Raw genomic sequence first — 18000 nt, 5'->3', positions numbered from 1 at the left:
ATGGCTATGACAGTCCATTGCGATATCGTCAGCGCGGAAGGGGAAATCTTTTCCGGCCTGGTCGAGATGGTGATTGCGCACGGTGCACTGGGTGATCTTGGTATCGCTCTGGGTCACGCGCCGCTGATCACTAATCTGAAGCCAGGTCCGATCCGCCTGATCAAGCAAGGCGGGGAAGCCGAGGTGTTCTACATCTCCGGTGGTTTCCTCGAGGTTCAGCCGAACATGGTCAAGGTGCTTGCCGATACCGTGCAACGTGCCGCCGACCTGGATGAAGCTCAAGCCCAGGCAGCTCTCAAGGCTGCCGAAGCTGCTCTGCACGAGAAGAGCGCAGATTTCGACTACGGAGCTGCGTCCGCACGTCTGGCCGAGGCTGCAGCTCAGCTGCGCACCGTCCAGCAGATCCGCAAGAAGTTTGGCGGTTAATCCGTCAGCCGCTTGTTGTGCGATTGATAAAAAAGGGTAGCCTCGGCTACCCTTTTTTCTTTTCCGATTTTTACAACCCGGTCGCAGTTGCTGACCACCCAGGATTGGTAGCCAGTCATGTCTCTCGAAATCGTTATCCTCGCGGCCGGTCAAGGCACTCGTATGCGTTCGGCGTTGCCGAAAGTGCTGCACCCGGTAGCCGGCAATTCCATGCTTGGGCATGTTATCCACAGCGCACGGCAGCTCGATCCACAGCGCATTCATGTGGTCATTGGCCATGGTGCCGATGTGGTGCGTGAGCGTCTGGCGGCTGAAGACCTGAATTTCGTGCTGCAGGACCAGCAATTGGGCACTGGTCATGCAACGGCTCAGGCTGTGCCGTTCATCAGCGCCGACACCGTGTTGATCCTCTACGGTGACGTGCCATTGATCGAGGTCGAAACCCTGCAGCGCCTGCTTAAACATGTCGTACCGGGGCAGATGGGCCTGTTGACCGTCGAGCTGGAAGATCCGACCGGTTACGGCCGCATCGTGCGTGATGCTGACGGCAAGGTCGCAGCCATCGTTGAGCACAAAGATGCCAGCGAAGCCCAGCGCGCAATCACCGAAGGCAATACCGGCATTCTCGCCGTCCCGGCCAATCGCCTGGCCGACTGGATGAGCCGCCTGTCGAACAATAATGCCCAGGGCGAGTACTACTTGACCGACGTGATCGAAATGGCGGTCAGCGATGGTTTGGTGGTGGCCACTGAACAACCGCACGACCCGATGGAAGTGCAGGGCGCCAACGATCGCAAGCAACTGTCCGAGCTCGAGCGTCATTACCAGTTGCGCGCCGGTCGCCGGCTGATGGCGCAAGGCGTGACCCTGCGTGACCCGGCGCGTTTCGATGTACGCGGCGAAGTCACCGTCGGTCGCGATGTGCTGATCGACATCAACGTGATTCTCGAAGGCAATGTTGTCATCGAAGACGACGTGGTGATTGGTCCGAACTGCGTGATCAAGGACAGCACCCTGCGCAAAGGCGTGGTGATCAAAGCCAACAGCCACATCGAAGGTGCGGTGCTGGGTGAAGGCAGCGATGCCGGTCCGTTCGCCCGTCTGCGTCCGGGCACGGTGCTCGAAGCACGCGCGCATGTGGGTAACTTTGTCGAACTGAAAAACGCGCGCATGGGTGAGGGCGCCAAGGCCGGGCATCTGACCTATCTGGGCGACGCGGAAATCGGCGCCCGCACCAACATTGGCGCGGGCACCATTACCTGCAACTACGATGGCGCCAACAAGTGGAAAACCGTGTTGGGCGAGGACGTGTTCATCGGCTCCAACAACTCGTTGGTGGCGCCTGTGGATATCTCGTCCGGTGCAACCACGGCGGCTGGCTCGACTATCACGCAGAATGTGGATAACGCGCAGTTGGCCGTGGGTCGGGCGCGGCAGAAAAATATTGATGGCTGGAAGCGGCCGGAGAAGATCAAGAAAAGCTGATTTATCCACAGCTGCACTTAATGCTTGAATCCAATGTGGGAGCGGGCTTGCTCGCGAATGCGGTGTTTCAGTTTCACATTTCAGTGACTGACCCTCCGCATTCGCGAGCAAGCCCGCTCCCACATTCGTCTGGGTCGTTTCTAAAAGTTTCGATCTGTCGCTTGACGATTTATGGCCGATAGGTTTTGATTGCTTCCGTTATCTTTCGAATCGAAACTTAAGCCGCCATGTCGAAACGCAACACACCCCAGCGCCGACACAATATCCTCGCCTTGCTCAATGAGCAGGGCGAAGTCAGTGTGGATGAACTGGCCAAGCGCTTCGAAACTTCTGAAGTTACGATTCGCAAGGATCTGGCCGCACTGGAAAGCCATGGTCTGTTGCTGCGCCGTTACGGCGGGGCGATCACCATGCCGCAGGAATTGGTCGCTGAACCGGGCCAAAGCGTTTCAAAGTACAAACAGGCGATTGCCCGCGCCGCCGTCAAACGTATCCGCGAGCACGCCCGCATCATCATCGACAGTGGCAGCACCACTGCGGCGATGATTCCCGAGCTTGGCCAGCAGCCGGGTCTGGTGGTGATGACCAACTCCCTGCATGTGGCCAACGCCTTGAGCGAACTCGAACACGAACCGGTGCTGCTGATGACCGGCGGCACCTGGGATCCGCATTCGGAGTCCTTCCAGGGCCAGGTGGCCGAGCAGGTACTACGCTCTTACGACTTCGACCAGTTGTTCATCGGCGCCGATGGTATCGATCTGGTGCGCGGTACCACCACGTTCAACGAGTTGCTTGGCCTGAGCCGGGTGATGGCGGACGTGGCGCGGGAAGTGATCGTGATGGTCGAGGCCGACAAGATCGGCCGCAAGATTCCCAACCTGGAGCTGCCGTGGAGCAGCGTCCATACCCTCATTACCGATGATCGCCTGCCTGAAGATGCGCGCGATCAGATTCAGGCCCGCGGTATCAGCGTGATTTGCGCGGCTGTCAGTCAGGAGAAATAAGCATGTGTGGAATTGTCGGCGCAGTAGCTGAACGTAATATCACCGCCATCCTGCTTGAAGGCCTCAAGCGCCTTGAATACCGCGGCTATGACAGCGCCGGTGTGGCAGTTTTCACCAACGACGAAAAGCTCGAGCGCATGCGCCGTCCGGGCAAGGTCAGCGAGCTGGAAGCGGCGCTGGCCGCACAGCCGCTGGTCGGCCGTCTCGGTATCGCCCACACCCGTTGGGCGACCCACGGTGCACCGTGCGAGCGTAACGCGCACCCGCATTTCTCCGGTGATATCGCGGTGGTGCACAACGGCATCATCGAGAATCACGAAGCCCTGCGTGAGCAACTGAAAGCGCTGGGTTACGTGTTCACTTCGGACACCGACACCGAAGTCATCGCGCACCTGCTGAGCCATAAACTCAAGGATCAGCCTGACCTGACCGTCGCGCTGAAAGCCACCGTCAAAGAGCTGCACGGCGCCTACGGTCTGGCCGTGATCAACGCACAACAGCCGGATCGTCTGGTTGCCGCACGCAGTGGCAGCCCGTTGGTGATCGGTCTGGGCCTGGGCGAGAACTTCCTCGCGTCCGACCAGTTGGCCCTGCGCCAGGTCACTGACCGCTTCATGTACCTGGAAGAGGGCGATATCGCCGAAATTCGCCGCGACAGCGTGAAGATCTGGGACGTAGATGGCAAAACCGTCGAGCGTCAGACCGTGCAGTACAGTGATGGTGCCGAAGCTGCCGACAAGGGCGAGTTCCGCCACTACATGCTCAAGGAAATCCATGAGCAACCATCCGTTGTCCAACGCACCCTCGAAGGCCGTCTGAGTCCGAGTCAGGTACTGGTGCAGGCCTTCGGTCCACAGGCTGCCGAACTGTTCGCCAAAGTGCGCAACGTGCAGATCGTCGCCTGCGGTACCAGCTACCACGCCGGTATGGTCGCGCGTTACTGGCTCGAAGAACTGGCCGGTATTCCGTGTCAGGTCGAAGTCGCCAGCGAATTCCGTTACCGCAAGGTGGTGGTGCAGCCGGACACCCTGTTCGTCACCATCTCCCAGTCCGGCGAAACCGCCGACACCCTGGCCGCGCTGCGCAACGCCAAAGAGCTGGGCTTCCTCGCCAGCCTGGCGATCTGCAACGTCGGCATCAGCTCGCTGGTGCGTGAGTCCGACCTGACGCTGCTGACCCAGGCCGGTCGCGAAATCGGTGTGGCTTCGACCAAGGCGTTCACCACGCAACTGGTCGGCCTGCTGCTGCTGACCCTGTCTCTGGGTCAGGTACGCGGCACGCTCGGCAAAGGCGTTGAAGCCACGCTGGTGGAAGAGTTGCGTCGCCTGCCGACCCGTCTGGGCGAAGCGCTGGCGATGGACAGCACGGTGGAAAAAATCGCCGAACTGTTCGCCGAGAAGAATCACACCCTGTTCCTCGGCCGTGGCGCGCAGTTCCCGGTCGCAATGGAGGGCGCCTTGAAACTCAAGGAAATCTCCTACATCCACGCCGAAGCCTATCCGGCTGGGGAACTGAAGCACGGCCCTCTGGCGCTTGTGGATAACGACATGCCAGTGGTCACCGTGGCGCCGAACAACGAACTGCTGGAGAAGCTCAAGTCCAACCTGCAGGAAGTCCGTGCCCGTGGTGGTGAACTGATCGTATTCGCTGACGAGAAAGCCGGGATGACCAACGGCGAAGGCACCCATGTGGTGCAGATGCCGCACATCCACGACATTCTTTCGCCGATCCTCTACACCATCCCTCTGCAGTTGCTGTCTTACTACGTCGCCGTGCTCAAGGGCACCGACGTCGACCAGCCGCGCAACCTGGCGAAGTCGGTGACGGTGGAATAAGTTATCCACAGCTGACATTGACCCGCAAAAATCGCAGCCTCGGCTGCGATTTTTGTATCTGAATCGAGGACATCCATGGACCGCTTCCAGGAAATGCAGATCTTCGCCACCGTGGCCCAGGAGCAGGGCTTCTCGGCGGCGGCGCGGCGTCTTGGCTTGTCCGCGGCCAGTGTCACCCGCGCCGTGGCGGCGCTAGAGCAGCGCATTGGTACACAGTTGCTGATTCGCACGACACGCACTGTGCACCTCAGCGAGGCCGGTCAGCGTTATCTGGAAGACTGTCGGAGAATTCTCGCCGAGGTGCAGGAAGCTGAGGATTCGGCGGCCGGCAGTCATGCCCAGCCCCGTGGGCAATTGACAGTGACTGCGCCGGTTTTGTTCGGTGAGTTGTTTGTCACGCCGCTGATGACCAGTTATCTGACGCAATACCCGGACGTTTCGATCAATGCGCTGTTGGTCGATCGGGTGGTGAGCATGGTCGAGGAGGGCATCGATGTCGCGGTACGCATTGGTGAGTTGCCGGACAGCAATCAGCACGCGATCCGGGTTGGCGAAGTGCGGCGGGTGATCTGTGCGTCGCCGGCCTACCTGGCCCGGTACGGCCGCCCCGAGCATCCACAGGCGCTGGCCGGCGCGCCGGTGGTGGCGACCTCGGCCATCGGCCAGTTGCGCAGTTGGCCGTTTGTGGATCAGGGCGAAGCGATCAGCGTGCGGCCAGAACCGAGGCTGGTGGTCACCGCCAACCAGGCGGCGATTACTGCGGCTTGCCTGGGCTTGGGGCTGACCCGGGTGTTGTCCTATCAGGTCGCCGGCAAGGTGGCTTCCGGTGAACTGGAAATTGTCCTCGCCGATTTCGAACTGCCTCCGCTGCCGATTCATGTGGTGTATCAGGGCGGGCGCAAGGCACCGGCGCGGGTGCGCAGTTTTGTCGACCACGCGGTGAAGGTGCTGCGAGAACATCCGGCGCTGCAGAACGCGGCGTTATTTCATCCAGTGAAATAATTGATTGCGATTGCTGGTGATTCTGTTGATTTGAAGATGGGTGGAAGATGGCCTCCATCGGCGCTGCCATCCCGAACGGCGCCCTCTCCAGCGGAGTCGACCATGCAAGCGATCAAACTCTACAACTTCCCGCGTTCCGGCCACGCCCATCGGGTAGAACTGATGTTGTCCCTGCTGCAATTGCCGACCGAATTGATCCTGGTCGATCTGGCCAAGGGTGAGCACAAGCAGGCGCCGTATCTGGCGATCAACAGTTTCGGCCAGGTGCCGGCGATCGACGATGACGGTGTGGTGCTGGCCGACTCCAACGCGATTTTGGTGTATCTGGCGCTCAAATACGGCAACGGCCGTTGGCTGCCAACCGATCCGGTCGGTGCGGCGCGAGTGCAGCGCTGGTTGTCGGCCGCTGCAGGGCCGATTGCTTTCGGACCTGCTGCTGCACGATTGGTAACGGTGTTTGGCGCACAGTTGAATGCTGAAGAAGCGATTACCCGTGCGCACAACCTGCTCAAAGTGATGGAGGTGGAACTGGGCAAGACCCCGTATCTGGCCGGCAGCGAGCCGACCATCGCCGACGTGTCCGCCTACAGCTACATCGCCCATGCGCCGGAAGGCAACGTGTCGCTGGACGACTACGCCAACGTGCGCGCCTGGCTGGCGCATATCGAGGCCTTGCCCGGTTTTGTCGGCATGCCGCGCACGGTCGCCGGTCTGCAAAAGACTGCCTGAGAGGTCGGCCCGATCTGATCGAGTTATCCACAATGCGCCGGCGGCGCGGGGAGATGCGTGATGGAACGTTCACCGTGGCACGCTGGCGAGCAACAACTGCAGGCCCATGTCGGCGTTGCCGAGCGCATGGAGGCCTTCGGCCGAAAAGTGATTCGTGACTGGATGCCGGATCAGCACCGCGCCTTTTATGAGCAGTTACCGTTCATGCTGTACGGCGCGGTCGATACCGACGGGCGTCCTTGGGCCAGTGTGCTCGAAGGCGCGCCGGGGTTTGCGCATTCGCCTGATCCCGAGCATCTGCATTTCGCCAGCCAACCCGCTGCCGATGATCCGGCGCAATTGCGCAATGGCGAGCCGATCGGGTTGCTCGGCATTGAATTGCATACCCGCCGCCGCAATCGCCTCAACGGTCATGTCGACAATCTGACCGTGCAGGGTTTCGAGGTGAGCGTGGATCAGGCTTTCGGCAACTGTCCGCAATACATTCAACTGCGCCAGTTCCAGCGCGTGCCGCTGAGCGATCCGCAGACGCGGCCAGCGCAGCACGACGACGGTCTTGATGACGCAGCCAGAGCCATGATCGAAGGCGCCGATACCTTCTTTGTCGCCAGTTACGTCGATGTGGACGGACAACGTGCGGTGGATGTTTCCCATCGTGGCGGGCAGGCCGGGTTTGTCCGGGTTGAAGGTAATCGTCTGACCATCCCGGATTTTGCCGGCAACCTGCACTTCAACACGCTCGGCAACCTGCTGCTCAATCCCAAGGCCGGCCTGCTGTTCATCGACTTTTCCACAGGCGATGTGTTGCAACTGAGCGGGCGGACCGAAATCATCCTCGACGGGCCGCAGATCGAAGCGTTCCAGGGCGCCGAGCGCCTGTGGACATTCGAGGTAGAGAAACTGGTGCGGCGCCCGGCGGCACTGGCCCTGCGCTGGCGCTTCGACGGCATGTCACCCACCAGCCTGCTGACCGGCACCTGGGCCCAGGCCGATGCACGCTTGCAGGCCAAAGCGCTGGGTGACCGCTGGCGGCCGCTGCGGGTGACCCGCATCGAAAGGGAGAGCCAGCACATCCGCTCGATCTATCTGCAACCGGACGATGGCGCAGGGATGCCGGTGTTTCAGGCCGGCCAGCATCTGCCGCTGCGTTTCACTCTGGACGGTGAAACGCATATTCGCACTTACAGCCTGTCGAGTGCGCCATCGGATGATTTCCTGCGCATCAGTGTGAAACGCGAGGGCCTGGTTTCAGGCCATTTGCACCAGCAGATCCGGGTCGGCGATGTTCTTGAGGCACGGGCGCCACAGGGGCACTTCACGGTGGCGCCGCTGGAACACCGGCCGCTGGTGCTGCTGGCGGCGGGGGTTGGTATCACGCCGTTGCTGTCGATGCTGCGCGAGGTGGTGTATCAAGGCCTGCGCACCCGCAGGATCCGGCCGACGTGGTTGCTGCAGAGTTCTCGTAGCCTGGCCGATCAGCCATTTCGCGAGGAACTCGATCGCGTGCTGGAAAGTGCTGGCGATGCGGTACGGGTGATTCGCCTGCTCAGTCAGCCGGAAGCCGATGCGCACGAGGGCGAGGATTTTGACCGCCATGGGCGCATTGATCGGGCATTGCTGCGCGATCTGCTGGAGGTCGAGGATTACGACCAGATCGATTTTGCTGTCTGTGGCCCCGGCGCTTTTACCCAAAGTGTCTACGACAGTCTGCGCGAGCTGGACATTCGCGACGCGCGGATCCATGCCGAGACCTTCGGCCCGTCGACGCTCAGGCGCCAGCCGGACCCGGATGCGGCGATCATCGAGCAACCACCGGCGGCCATCACGTCAGTGCCGGTGATGTTCGAGCGTTCTGCCAAAGAGGCGCGCTGGCAGCCGGACGGCGGCAGTCTGCTGGAGCTCGCAGAAAGCCGTGGCCTGCGCCCCGAGTTCAGTTGCCGGGGAGGTTCGTGCGGCACCTGCAAGACACGTCTGGTCAGTGGCGCGGTGAATTATCCACAGCCCCCGGCAGACCTGCCGGAAGCGGGGCAGGTGCTGATTTGCTGCGCAGTGCCAGCGCAGAGTGAACAGTTGTTGGTGCTGGATCTCTGACGGCTCATCTGAAATCACTACCACCCCCCTGTGGGAGCGGGCTTGCTCGCGAAGGCGTCAGGTCAGTCGACATCATTGTTTACTGAAAGACCGCTTTCGCGAGCAAGCCCGCTCCCACAGTGGAGGTGTTTCAGCAAAGGGTCAGGCGTAAGACAGGTCTTTCTCTTCGAGCAACTCCTGATACAACTCGGTCCACTTGCGGCCCATTTCATCGGCGGTAAACAACTGCCGGTAACGCGCCTCGGCCTTTATGCCCATGGCTGCTGCGCGTTCGGGGTTTTCCCAGAGGCTGCGCATTGCCTCGCGAAACGCCTGAGGGTTGCTCGGTGGCACCACCAGCCCGGTTTCGTTGTGGATATTGATGTAGCTGGTGCCGGTACCGATTTCGCTGGAGATCATTGGTTTGCCGTACATCGCGCCTTCGAGCAGCGAAATGCCGAACGCTTCGGAACGCAGGTGCGACGGGAACACGATGGCGTAGCTCAGTTGCAGCAGGGCGACCTTGTCTTCATCGCCCAGGCGCCCGAGAAAGTGGATGTTACGCAGCCCCAGCGCAGCAGCCTGGGCGTGCAACTCCAGTTCCAGCGGCCCGGCACCGACGATCACCACCGGATAGTCCACGTCCTTCAAGGCGTCGAGCAGGATGTGCAGACCTTTGTAATAACGCATGACCCCGACGAACAGGAAAAACTTATCCCCAAGCTGCTGGCGCCAGCGATTCATCCGTTCGCTGTCGGCCTGTGGATAACCGGCCTTGTTCAAACCGTATGGAATCACCCGGGTCTTGTTCTGAAACTGCTGCAACACGTCGCTGGTGTGCAGGTAGTTCGGCGAGGCCGCGACAATCCGGTCGGCGCTGGCGAGGAAGCGGTTCATCAGCGGTCGGTAGAGTTTGAGCAGATGCTTCTGACGAATAATGTCCGAGTGGTAGGTCACCACGCTCGGTTTGTTCATGCCGCTGGCAAAGTGCACCAGGTCCATGAACGGCCACGGAAAGTGATAGTTGACCACATCGGCTTCGGCGGCCAGCTCGCGAAACTGTTTGAACACGCTCCAGGAAAACCCGGTGGAGGCGAACTGAATGTCGAGTCTGGCGCGATGCACTTCGTGTTGACCCAGTTGCACCACCGGCGGGGTCGGGTCGGCGCTGAGTGTCAGCACCTGGCCGTCGATACCGTGATGCGCACCGCTTTCGCACAGCTGAAATATCACCTGCTCGATACCGCCGACCGAGTCAGGCAAGTAGGTTTTGAAAAAATGAAGAACTCGCATTCAACCTCCCATGGCCTGGCGGTAGGCACCGGCCGTGGCCTGTGCGCAGCGCTGCCAGGAAAAAAGCCGCGCCCGCTGCAATCCGGCTTCTCGGCATGCTTGCCAATGCACCTGATCGTCGAGCAGACGGATCAGCGCGTCGCGCAACCCGTCTGCATTGTCAGGTTCAATATAGTTGCCCGCGTCGCCCGCGACTTCCGGCATGGCCGAAGCGCGGGTGAGTACCACCGGCGTGCCGCTGGCCATCGCCTCCAACACCGGCAGGCCAAAGCCTTCGTATAACGAAGGAAAAATCAGCGCCCGGGCACCGGCCAACAGCTGGGCCAGGTGTTCATCGGGCAAGTAGCCGAGCAGGCACACATGCCCGCTTGCCAATGCCTGACGCAGTTCGGCGCTGAACTGTTCGCGCTGCCAGCCAGCCATGCCGACGATCAGCAGCGGAAAGCGTTGGCGCACGGCCTCCGGCAGCAAGGCATGGGCGCGCAGGGCCAGCCGCAGATTCTTGCGTGGCTCCAGCGTCCCGACACAGAGGAAATACTCCCGCGCCGTAACGGCATGGGCCTTGAGTACCGGGTCGATGGTGTGTGCGTCACGCGGATGAAAGCGCTCGGCCACGCCCAAGGGAGCGACCACGAAACGTTCAGCGGGCAGGCCGAAACAGCTTTGAGCTTCGTCGGCGATCGCTTGTGAATCGGTGAGGATCACTTGTGCCTGCCGCACGCCGGTAGCCAGTCGGCGCTCGATCTCTTGCAAACGTGCCGGCGGCTGAGTTTCGGGGTAATGCAGGTGCGTCAGGTCGTGCAGGGTGATCACGGTCGGGCCGTCGAAGGCCAGTGGCCACAGACTCGGTTCGTGATACAGATCGATGCCATGCGCGCGCGCCTGATCGAAACGCTTTTGTTCCAGCCAGCGCCGCGCCTGATAAGCCCCGGGGATCTGCCGCAGCAGTGGCGTCAGGCGCGAATAACCGGGCATCGCCGCCTCCGGCAAGGCCGAACTCCAGCCCCAGCCGTGGAACAACTCAATTTCGATATCGGTATCGCTGCGCAACGCATTCACCAACTCGGCGACGTAGTGGCCGATGCCGGTGCGCGGTGCCTGCAGGATCCGGGCATTAAGGGCAATGCGCATGCGGCCTCGCTGGCGCCAATGGCGCTTGCACTGCATTGCGTACGGTGCGCTCGGCCAGTTGCGCACTCGCCTCGTGCCAGTCGATCCAGCGCCAGTCCGCCACATCGCGAGCAGCGGGGAATTGGCCACTCTGCAGGAACCGCATGATCAAGTCAGCGAGGCTTTGCGGATCCTGCAAATCGAAATAGGCCATGAATTCGCCGCCGATTTCGCGGAACACCGCAATGTCGCTGCCCATCGCCGGCAAGCCACGCTGCATGGCTTCCACCAGCGGCAGGCCAAAGCCTTCGACAAACGAAGGGAATACCAGCGCACTGGCGTGGGCGTAGGCATGTTCGAGGCTGGTGTCGCTCAAGTCGTTGAACATGAACAGGCGGCGATTCAGTTCGGGATGACTGCGCACCCGGGCGAGCAGGGCGTCGCACTTCCAGCCGATGCGCCCGGCGATGCACAGACGCGCCGGGGAGCCGGCGGTCCAGGCCCGTTCGAAGGCATCGAGCAGGTATGCGTGGTTCTTGCGCGGCTCAATGGTACTGACCATCAGGAACAGCGGCTCCGGTGTATTGAACAGTTGTTGCAGGCGCGGTTCGACGGTTTCCCCGGCGCTGTGCAGATCCAGTTCGGAACCGAGGTGGAAATAATCGAACCAGCGTTTTTCGGCCTGTACCGTGCCGATCCGTTGCTGCAGTTCGGCGCGCACCTGATCGCGTACCGTGGCGGAAATGGCCAGGTAGCCGTCGGCCGTGCGGGTGATCCAGTCGAACCATTCACTGAAGACCTGCACCAGCCGCGTGTCGTAGAACTGCGGGTGGGTCAGCGGTATCAAGTCGTAGATGACCGCGACAATACCGACACCCTCGCGCTTGAGCTGTTCGGCGTGGGAGAAAAAGTCCGAGTGCCAGGACGAATCCAGCAGCACCAGTTGGTCTCCGGGCTGATGCTGCAAGGGGGCACAGCGTTTTGGCAGTTGCTGGCGGTTGATCCGCTCGATCAGCCGCAGGGGTACGCCAAACGCCGCGAAAGCGCTCAGCCGATAGCCGACGTACAACAGGCGTCGTGGGGTTTTTGCCTGCAGGCGGCTTTCGAGGCGCTGATGCCATTGCCAGAAACGGTGCGCAAGGCGTTCCAGTCGTTCGCCGAATGTCGCAATGGCGTTGAACAGCGGCGCGTCCAGCGGGGCCAGGCGCGTGACCCGATACAGCCGGCCCCTCAGCGAAATGACCGGCAGGCACTCGACATCACCCACCCGCTCCGGCAATTGCTTGATGACGTTGCGCACCACGCGTTGAATACCGGAGTTGATCTTCGGGTGTTTGAAGACGTGGGTGCACTCGACCAACAGGCGGGTCATGGCGCACGCTCGGTCAGCGCTGCCTCGGTGTGAGGGGTGATCGTCGTGTTGGCATTGAGCCAGGAACAGCCGACGAAATCTTCCTGGCGGTTGTTGATCACGTGAAACACCAGACCGTAATCGCGCCATTCGAAGTTGCGGTCCAGATGCGAGTCCAGGCGCGACAGGCTCAACGATACCGAATAGTTGCCCTTGCCCAGCCCCATGACGAAGGCGAAGCGATAAGTGAAGCGTTCGCCGGCGCGCAGATCGGTCAGGGCCTTGTTCAGGCGATGGGTGTTGATGCCATACATCATCTGGCCCAGACGATCCTTGAGGATGAAGCCGAGCACCAGCCGTTCAATGTCGCGGCGAACTTCGACCTGCACTTCCAGTACCACTGGCTGGCCGACCTCGGCAGCGTCGATGGCGCGATCGTGTTCGTCCAGCAGGCGCACACTCAGAATGCCTGCCTCGCCGGTGCCGGACACGGTCTGCACTTCGCCGCCGGCGAGCATTTCCTGGCGCACGATCTGACCTTCGCGCTCGGCCATCAAGGCGTTGTAATAGTCGAGCACCACTTCCGGTTTGTCGTACATGGCCATGTGGCCGTCCTTGAGCAGGATCGCCGAATCGCAGATCGACTGGATGGCCGAGCGGTCGTGGGAGACGATCAGCAGGGTCGTGCCGGCCTTGCGGAAGCCGCGAATGCGTTCGAAGCTCTTGTGCTGAAAGTAGGCGTCGCCCACCGACAGGGCCTCGTCGACGATCAGAATGTCCGGACGCCGCGCGGTGGCGACGCTGAAGGCCAGGCGCATCTGCATGCCGCTGGAGTAGGTGCGCACGGGGTGGTCGATGGCTTCGCCGATTTCTGCGAAGTGTTCGATGTCAGGCATCAGCGCTTCGATTTCGCCAACCTGCAGGCCCAGCAACTGCCCGGCCATGATCGCGTTCTGGCGCCCGGTAAAGTCCGGGTGAAAACCCATGCCCAGCTCCAGCAATGCCGCTACGCGCCCTTCAATCTCGATTTTGCCGCAGGTGGGTTGAGTGGTACCGGTGATCATCTTCAGCAAAGTGCTTTTGCCCGCACCGTTGGCGCCGACGATACCCACGGCCTCGCCGGGGGCAATCTCGAAAGCGACATCCTGCAGCACCCAATGCTCGCGGTGGCGCACCGGGGAAAACGGGATCAGCCATTCCGCCAGACGGCTCCAGCGTGTCGGATACTGTTTATAAGCCTTGCCCAGGCCCGTTACGCGTATAAGTCCCATCAGAGTTCATCCACCATTTCACCGACGCGCTGGCGGAACAACCGCAGGGCGATCAGACACATCACCACCGTGACGATGAACACCGGTAAAAGCGAGTTCCAGACCGGCCATTGCCCATACAGGAACAGGTTCTGATAGCTGCCGATCAGGCTGGTCATCGGGTTGAGTTGCAGCAGCCGCTGGACCCACTCCGGGAGGATGGTGATCGGATACACGATCGGCGTCAGCCAGAACCAGAACTGCAGGCAGATGGCGAAGAGCTGGCCGACATCGCGAAAGAATACATTCAACACGCCGAGGATCATGCCCAGACCAGCGCAGAACAGCATCTGCAGCGCAATCAGGGGAATCAGCGCCAGGAGCGCCATACCGGGCCAACGCCCGCTGATCAATAGAAATCCAAGGAACAGGCCGATGATGATGGCGAAATTGATCGCCGCATTGCACAGCACGATCACCGGCAGGCAGATGCGGGGGAAGCTGATTTTCTTCAGCAGGTTGGCGTTATCCAGAAACATGGTCTGGCTGCGCAGGGTGATTTCCGAAAACATTCCCCAGGCGAGCAGCCCGGCGCAGAGATAGACACTGTAGGCCATGCTGTCATCCACGCCCGGCAGGCGGGCGCGCATGATGTGAGAAAAGATCACGGTGTAGACGATGATCATCGACAGTGGATTGAACACGGGCCACAAGGCGCCGAGCAGCGAATTGCGATAACGCGCTTGAAACTCTCGCTGTACGCTGCCGAGGATGAATCCTCGATAGCTGTAAAGCGAACGGTACAGGGAAAGCAGCATCAAACCGTCCTGCCGTATTGGTCTTCGAAGCGCACGATATCGTCTTCACCCAGGTATTCGCCGCTTTGCACTTCGATGATCACCAGGTCGATCACGCCGGGGTTTTCCAGGCGATGGCGATGGCCGGCGGCAATGAACGTCGATTCGTTCTTGGCCACCAGATGCGTGCCGCTGCCGTTGTTGGTGACCTTGGCCATGCCTTCGACCACCACCCAGTGTTCGTTGCGGTGATGATGCATTTGCAGCGACAGCTTGCCGCCGGGCTTGACCACGATGCGCTTGATCTTGAAGCGCGGGCCTTCCTCGAGCACGGTGTAGGTGCCCCACGGACGGCTGACCGTGCGATGCAGGCGGTAGGCTTCGTGGGATTTTTCCTTGAGCTGCTTGGCGACGCGCCGCACATCCTGGGCGCGATCGGCGTGGGCCACCAGCACGGCGTCGGCGGTGTCGACGATGATCAGGTTATCCACACCCACGGCAGCCACCAGCCGGCCTTCGCTCTGCACGAAGTTGTTGTGACTGTCGATGAACACCGCTTCGCCGCTGGCGCGATTGTTGTCGGCATCGGCCGGTACCAGCGCTGCCACGGCCCCCCACGAACCGATGTCGCTCCAGTCGAAACCGGCGGGCACCACCACGACTTTCTCCGAACGCTCCATCAAGGCGTAATCGATGGAGATGTCGGTGATTTCAGCAAACAGTGTCGGCGACAGTTCCTGTTGCAGACAGCCGACGGTTTCCACCGCGGCGCTGGCCTGCATGCAGGCGCGGGTCTGTTCCAGCAACTCTGGCGCGTGCAATTGCAGTTCGTTGATCAGGGTCGCGGTGGTGAAGCAGAACATGCCCGAGTTCCACAGGAAGTTGCCGCTTTCCAGGTAATGGGTGGCGGTTTGCAGGTCGGGCTTTTCCACGAAACGCTGCACTTTCGCTGCGCCTTTGGCGTCCAGCGGTGCGCCGGTTTCGATGTAGCCGAAGCCGGTTTCCGGGGCGGTCGGCAGCACACCGAAGGTCACCAGATAACCGTCCTTCGCCAGGTTGACCGCGTGTTCGACGGCACTCTTGAGTGCGTCCTGGTTGACGATCAAATGGTCGGCGGGCATCACCACCATGATTGCGTTGTCGCCGTGCAGCGCCTGCAGCGACAGGGCGGCGGCGGCAATTGCCGGGGCGGTGTTGCGCCCGGTCGGCTCCAGCAGGAAGTGCCCGCGATGGCGCGACACGTGGGCGGCGCAATAGTGATCCTTGCTCTGGAAGTAGTACTCGCGGTTGGTCACCGTGACGATGTCGCCCCAGCCGTCGAGCAATGCTGCCGCCCGCTGGTATGTCTTGCCGAGCAGCGACTGCCCGTCGGGCAGGGTCATGAACGGTTTGGGATGGCCCTCGCGGGACACCGGCCACAGACGCGTACCGGCACCGCCGGACAGAATCACGGGAATGAGCATGACCTACTCCTTGGCGACGCGTTTCATGTCCGCATCCATCATCATGCGGATCAGGGTGTCGAGGTCGGTTTTCGGTTTCCAGCCCAGCACACGCTGCGCCTTGGCCGGGTTGCCGAGCAGCACTTCGACTTCGGCCGGGCGGAAGAACGCCGGGTCGATCTTCACGTAGTCGCGGTAGTTGAGGCCAACGTGATCGAAGGCGATGCGGCACATCTCGCGCACGGTGGTGGTGACACCGGTGGCGACCACGAAATCGTCAGGCTTGTCCTGTTGCAGCATCAGCCACATGGCTTCGACGTAGTCGCCGGCAAAGCCCCAGTCGCGCTTGGCGTCGATGTTGCCCAGGGCCAGTTCCTGCTGCTTGCCCTGTTTGATGCGGGCGGCGGCGTCGGTGACCTTGCGGGTAACGAATTCGATGCCGCGCAGCGGCGATTCATGGTTGAACAGGATGCCGCTGCTGGCGTGCAGGTCGAAGCTTTCACGGTAGTTGACGGTGATCCAGTGACCGTAGAGTTTGGCCACGCCGTAGGGGCTGCGCGGGTAGAACGGGGTGTTCTCGTCCTGTTGCTCGGCCTGGATCAGACCGAACATTTCGCTGGTGGAGGCCTGATAGAAACGCGTGTGCGGGCTGAACTGGCGGATCGCTTCGAGCAAGTGGGTGACGCCCAGGCCATCGACGATGCCGGTGGTCACCGGCTGATTCCAGGAAGCGGCAACGAAGCTTTGTGCAGCGAGGTTGTAGACCTCGTCAGGCGCCGACTGAATGACTGCACGTTGTACCGAGCAGGCATCGGCCATGTCACCGTCCAGGTAGACGATGTCACCTTCGACGCCCATCTCGCGCAAGCGCCAGCGCGAATCGCTGCTACGGCGTGCTACCAGGCCGTGAACCTTGTAACCCTTGTCGAGCAGCAACCTGGCCAGATATGCGCCGTCCTGGCCGGTGATCCCCGTGATCAGTGCACTTTTCATTGTTGTTTTACTCGCTGCTCCCAGTCGGACAGGATCGCCCGCAGGGATTGTTGTGTGGTGATTGCCGGTGCCCAGCCCGTGGTCTGGACCAGCTTTGCGTGACTGCCGCAAACGCGACGCTGATCGGCGCGCCGCATGCGTGCCGGATCCTGCACCAGTTGCACTTCGACCTGCGCCAGATCGCCCAACTGCTCGATCAGACTGCGGATGCTTTGTTCGCGGCCCGAGCAGATGTTGTAGACCTGCCCGGGTGTGCCTTTTTCCAGAAGGGCGAAATAAGCCGCGATCACATCGCCGACATCGAGGAAGTCGCGCGTGACGTCAATGTCGCCGACTTCCAGTCGTGCTGCCTGCAAGCCTTGCTTGATGCGGTTGATCTGGCGTGCGGCGCTGGCGATGACGAAGCTGTCTTTCTGTCCGGCGCCGATATGGTTGAACGGCCGCGCCACCAGCACCGGCCAGCCCTCACTCAGGCCCCATTGCAGGCTGAGAAACTCGGCCGAGAGCTTGCTCACCGCATAGGGGTTGCGCGGGCAGGGCGGTTGCAGTTCGGTGATGGGCAGGGCGCTCTCGTCGACTTGCCCATAGACGTCGCCGGAGCTGACATACAGGAAGGTCCCCCGAAATCCGCGGGCCTTGAGGGCCTGCAACAGATTGAGGGTACCCAGCAGATTGATCTCGAGCGTGCGGGCCGGATCACGGAAGGCTTCAGGAACGAAGGTCTGACCAGCGAGGTGAATCACCGCGTCGGGCAATTGTGGCCACAGGTCGACGAGGCTCGCCGCTGACGTGAGATCGTAGGGTGCGATGGCAGGCAGCAGTTCCCACGTCGAGTCAGGCTGGGCCAGACGCGACTGGATATGTTGTCCCACGAACCCACTGAGGCCCGTGACGAACAGACGCTTTTTCAAACAGCGACCCCTTGGTCTTTAACATTCGCCACTTTCCCACAGGCTTTGAGGGGAAGTCTGTCAGGCCGCATGAAAAAGGCCGACAGGACGACAGGCGAAGTCGTTGTTGTAGTTGTTTGTTACCAATCTGTGCCAAATGCTTGGCAATTTCAACAGTGCAAACCGTGACTGGTCAGTTCTCGTCAGAGTAGACGGATTTATTCTCGCCGGGCGGTTCACGAATCCGCGACGGATGTGTTTAGAATGCCCCTCGTCGCGTTCAACAGGGGTTGTTCAGCCCCAGTCAGACCGACCACTAAAAA

Annotated in this window: 15 protein-coding genes; 7 read left to right on the top strand and 8 right to left on the bottom strand. The window is 61.2% G+C overall.

Going from position 1 to position 18000, the window contains the following annotated elements; translation table 11 throughout:
- From ACOYXI_RS19365 to ACOYXI_RS19335, 7 genes are all read left to right on the top strand, one after another.
- On the top strand, window positions 1–426 hold the full coding sequence (locus tag ACOYXI_RS19365; RefSeq protein ID WP_007954164.1) for a F0F1 ATP synthase subunit epsilon: 426 nt from the start codon (window positions 1–3) through the stop codon (window positions 424–426).
- Window positions 427–543: 117 nt separating this feature from the next.
- Window positions 544–1911, top strand: a complete 1368-nt coding sequence (glmU, locus tag ACOYXI_RS19360) for a bifunctional UDP-N-acetylglucosamine diphosphorylase/glucosamine-1-phosphate N-acetyltransferase GlmU (protein ID WP_461675186.1) — start codon at window positions 544–546, stop codon at window positions 1909–1911.
- Between the two features lie 227 nt (window positions 1912–2138).
- A complete protein-coding gene (locus ACOYXI_RS19355; protein ID WP_027610294.1) occupies window positions 2139–2915 on the top strand; it encodes a DeoR/GlpR family DNA-binding transcription regulator in 777 nt (258 codons plus the stop codon).
- Between the two features lie 2 nt (window positions 2916–2917).
- Window positions 2918–4750, top strand: a complete 1833-nt coding sequence (glmS, locus tag ACOYXI_RS19350) for a glutamine--fructose-6-phosphate transaminase (isomerizing) (RefSeq protein ID WP_210556226.1) — start codon at window positions 2918–2920, stop codon at window positions 4748–4750.
- A 75-nt stretch (window positions 4751–4825) separates the two neighbouring features.
- Window positions 4826–5752, top strand: a complete 927-nt coding sequence (locus tag ACOYXI_RS19345; protein WP_210556241.1) for a LysR family transcriptional regulator — start codon at window positions 4826–4828, stop codon at window positions 5750–5752.
- Between the two features lie 102 nt (window positions 5753–5854).
- Window positions 5855–6481, top strand: a complete 627-nt coding sequence (locus tag ACOYXI_RS19340; RefSeq protein WP_210556242.1) for a glutathione S-transferase family protein — start codon at window positions 5855–5857, stop codon at window positions 6479–6481.
- A 60-nt stretch (window positions 6482–6541) separates the two neighbouring features.
- Window positions 6542–8572: a pyridoxamine 5'-phosphate oxidase family protein gene (locus ACOYXI_RS19335; RefSeq protein WP_461675185.1), complete on the top strand. Its 2031-nt coding sequence runs from the start codon at window positions 6542–6544 to the stop codon at window positions 8570–8572.
- 141 nt (window positions 8573–8713) lie between these two features.
- Here the strand turns inward: ACOYXI_RS19335 and ACOYXI_RS19330 are convergent, their stop codons facing one another.
- Genes ACOYXI_RS19330 through ACOYXI_RS19295 form a run of 8 tightly spaced genes read right to left on the bottom strand, consistent with a single transcriptional unit; the run spans window position 8714 to window position 17698 of the window.
- Window positions 8714–9844, bottom strand: a complete 1131-nt coding sequence (locus ACOYXI_RS19330) for a glycosyltransferase family 4 protein (protein WP_027610301.1) — start codon at window positions 9842–9844, stop codon at window positions 8714–8716.
- Complete coding sequence (locus ACOYXI_RS19325) at window positions 9845–10975, bottom strand: glycosyltransferase family 4 protein (RefSeq protein ID WP_027610302.1); 1131 nt, start codon at window positions 10973–10975, stop codon at window positions 9845–9847. It abuts the gene before it with no gap.
- Window positions 10959–12326 (bottom strand): glycosyltransferase family 4 protein, encoded by a 1368-nt coding sequence (locus tag ACOYXI_RS19320; RefSeq protein ID WP_461675184.1) that lies wholly within the window; start codon window positions 12324–12326, stop codon window positions 10959–10961. Before ACOYXI_RS19320 ends, ACOYXI_RS19325 begins: the two co-directional genes overlap by 17 nt.
- Window positions 12323–13576, bottom strand: coding sequence for an ABC transporter ATP-binding protein (locus ACOYXI_RS19315; RefSeq protein WP_210556251.1), 1254 nt, complete (start codon window positions 13574–13576; stop codon window positions 12323–12325). The genes ACOYXI_RS19320 and ACOYXI_RS19315 overlap by 4 nt, the downstream gene beginning before the upstream one ends.
- Window positions 13576–14373 carry an ABC transporter permease gene (locus ACOYXI_RS19310; protein ID WP_098966401.1) on the bottom strand — a complete coding sequence of 266 codons (798 nt, stop codon included), beginning with the start codon at window positions 14371–14373 and terminating at the stop codon, window positions 13576–13578. Before ACOYXI_RS19310 ends, ACOYXI_RS19315 begins: the two co-directional genes overlap by 1 nt.
- Complete coding sequence (locus ACOYXI_RS19305) at window positions 14373–15815, bottom strand: mannose-1-phosphate guanylyltransferase/mannose-6-phosphate isomerase (RefSeq protein WP_461675183.1); 1443 nt, start codon at window positions 15813–15815, stop codon at window positions 14373–14375. The genes ACOYXI_RS19310 and ACOYXI_RS19305 overlap by 1 nt, the downstream gene beginning before the upstream one ends.
- Before the next feature lie 3 nt (window positions 15816–15818).
- The gene (gene gmd / locus ACOYXI_RS19300; RefSeq protein ID WP_027610307.1) at window positions 15819–16787 is read right to left on the bottom strand and encodes a GDP-mannose 4,6-dehydratase; all 969 of its coding nucleotides are present in this window, start codon (window positions 16785–16787) and stop codon (window positions 15819–15821) included.
- Window positions 16784–17698, bottom strand: coding sequence for a GDP-mannose 4,6-dehydratase (locus tag ACOYXI_RS19295; protein ID WP_098966397.1), 915 nt, complete (start codon window positions 17696–17698; stop codon window positions 16784–16786). The genes gmd and ACOYXI_RS19295 overlap by 4 nt, the downstream gene beginning before the upstream one ends.
- Between the last annotated feature and the right edge of the window lie 302 nt (window positions 17699–18000).

The sequence above is a fragment of the Pseudomonas sp. G3-19 genome, assembly GCF_054855875.1.
This window is presented reverse-complemented; position numbering and strand designations above follow the sequence as displayed.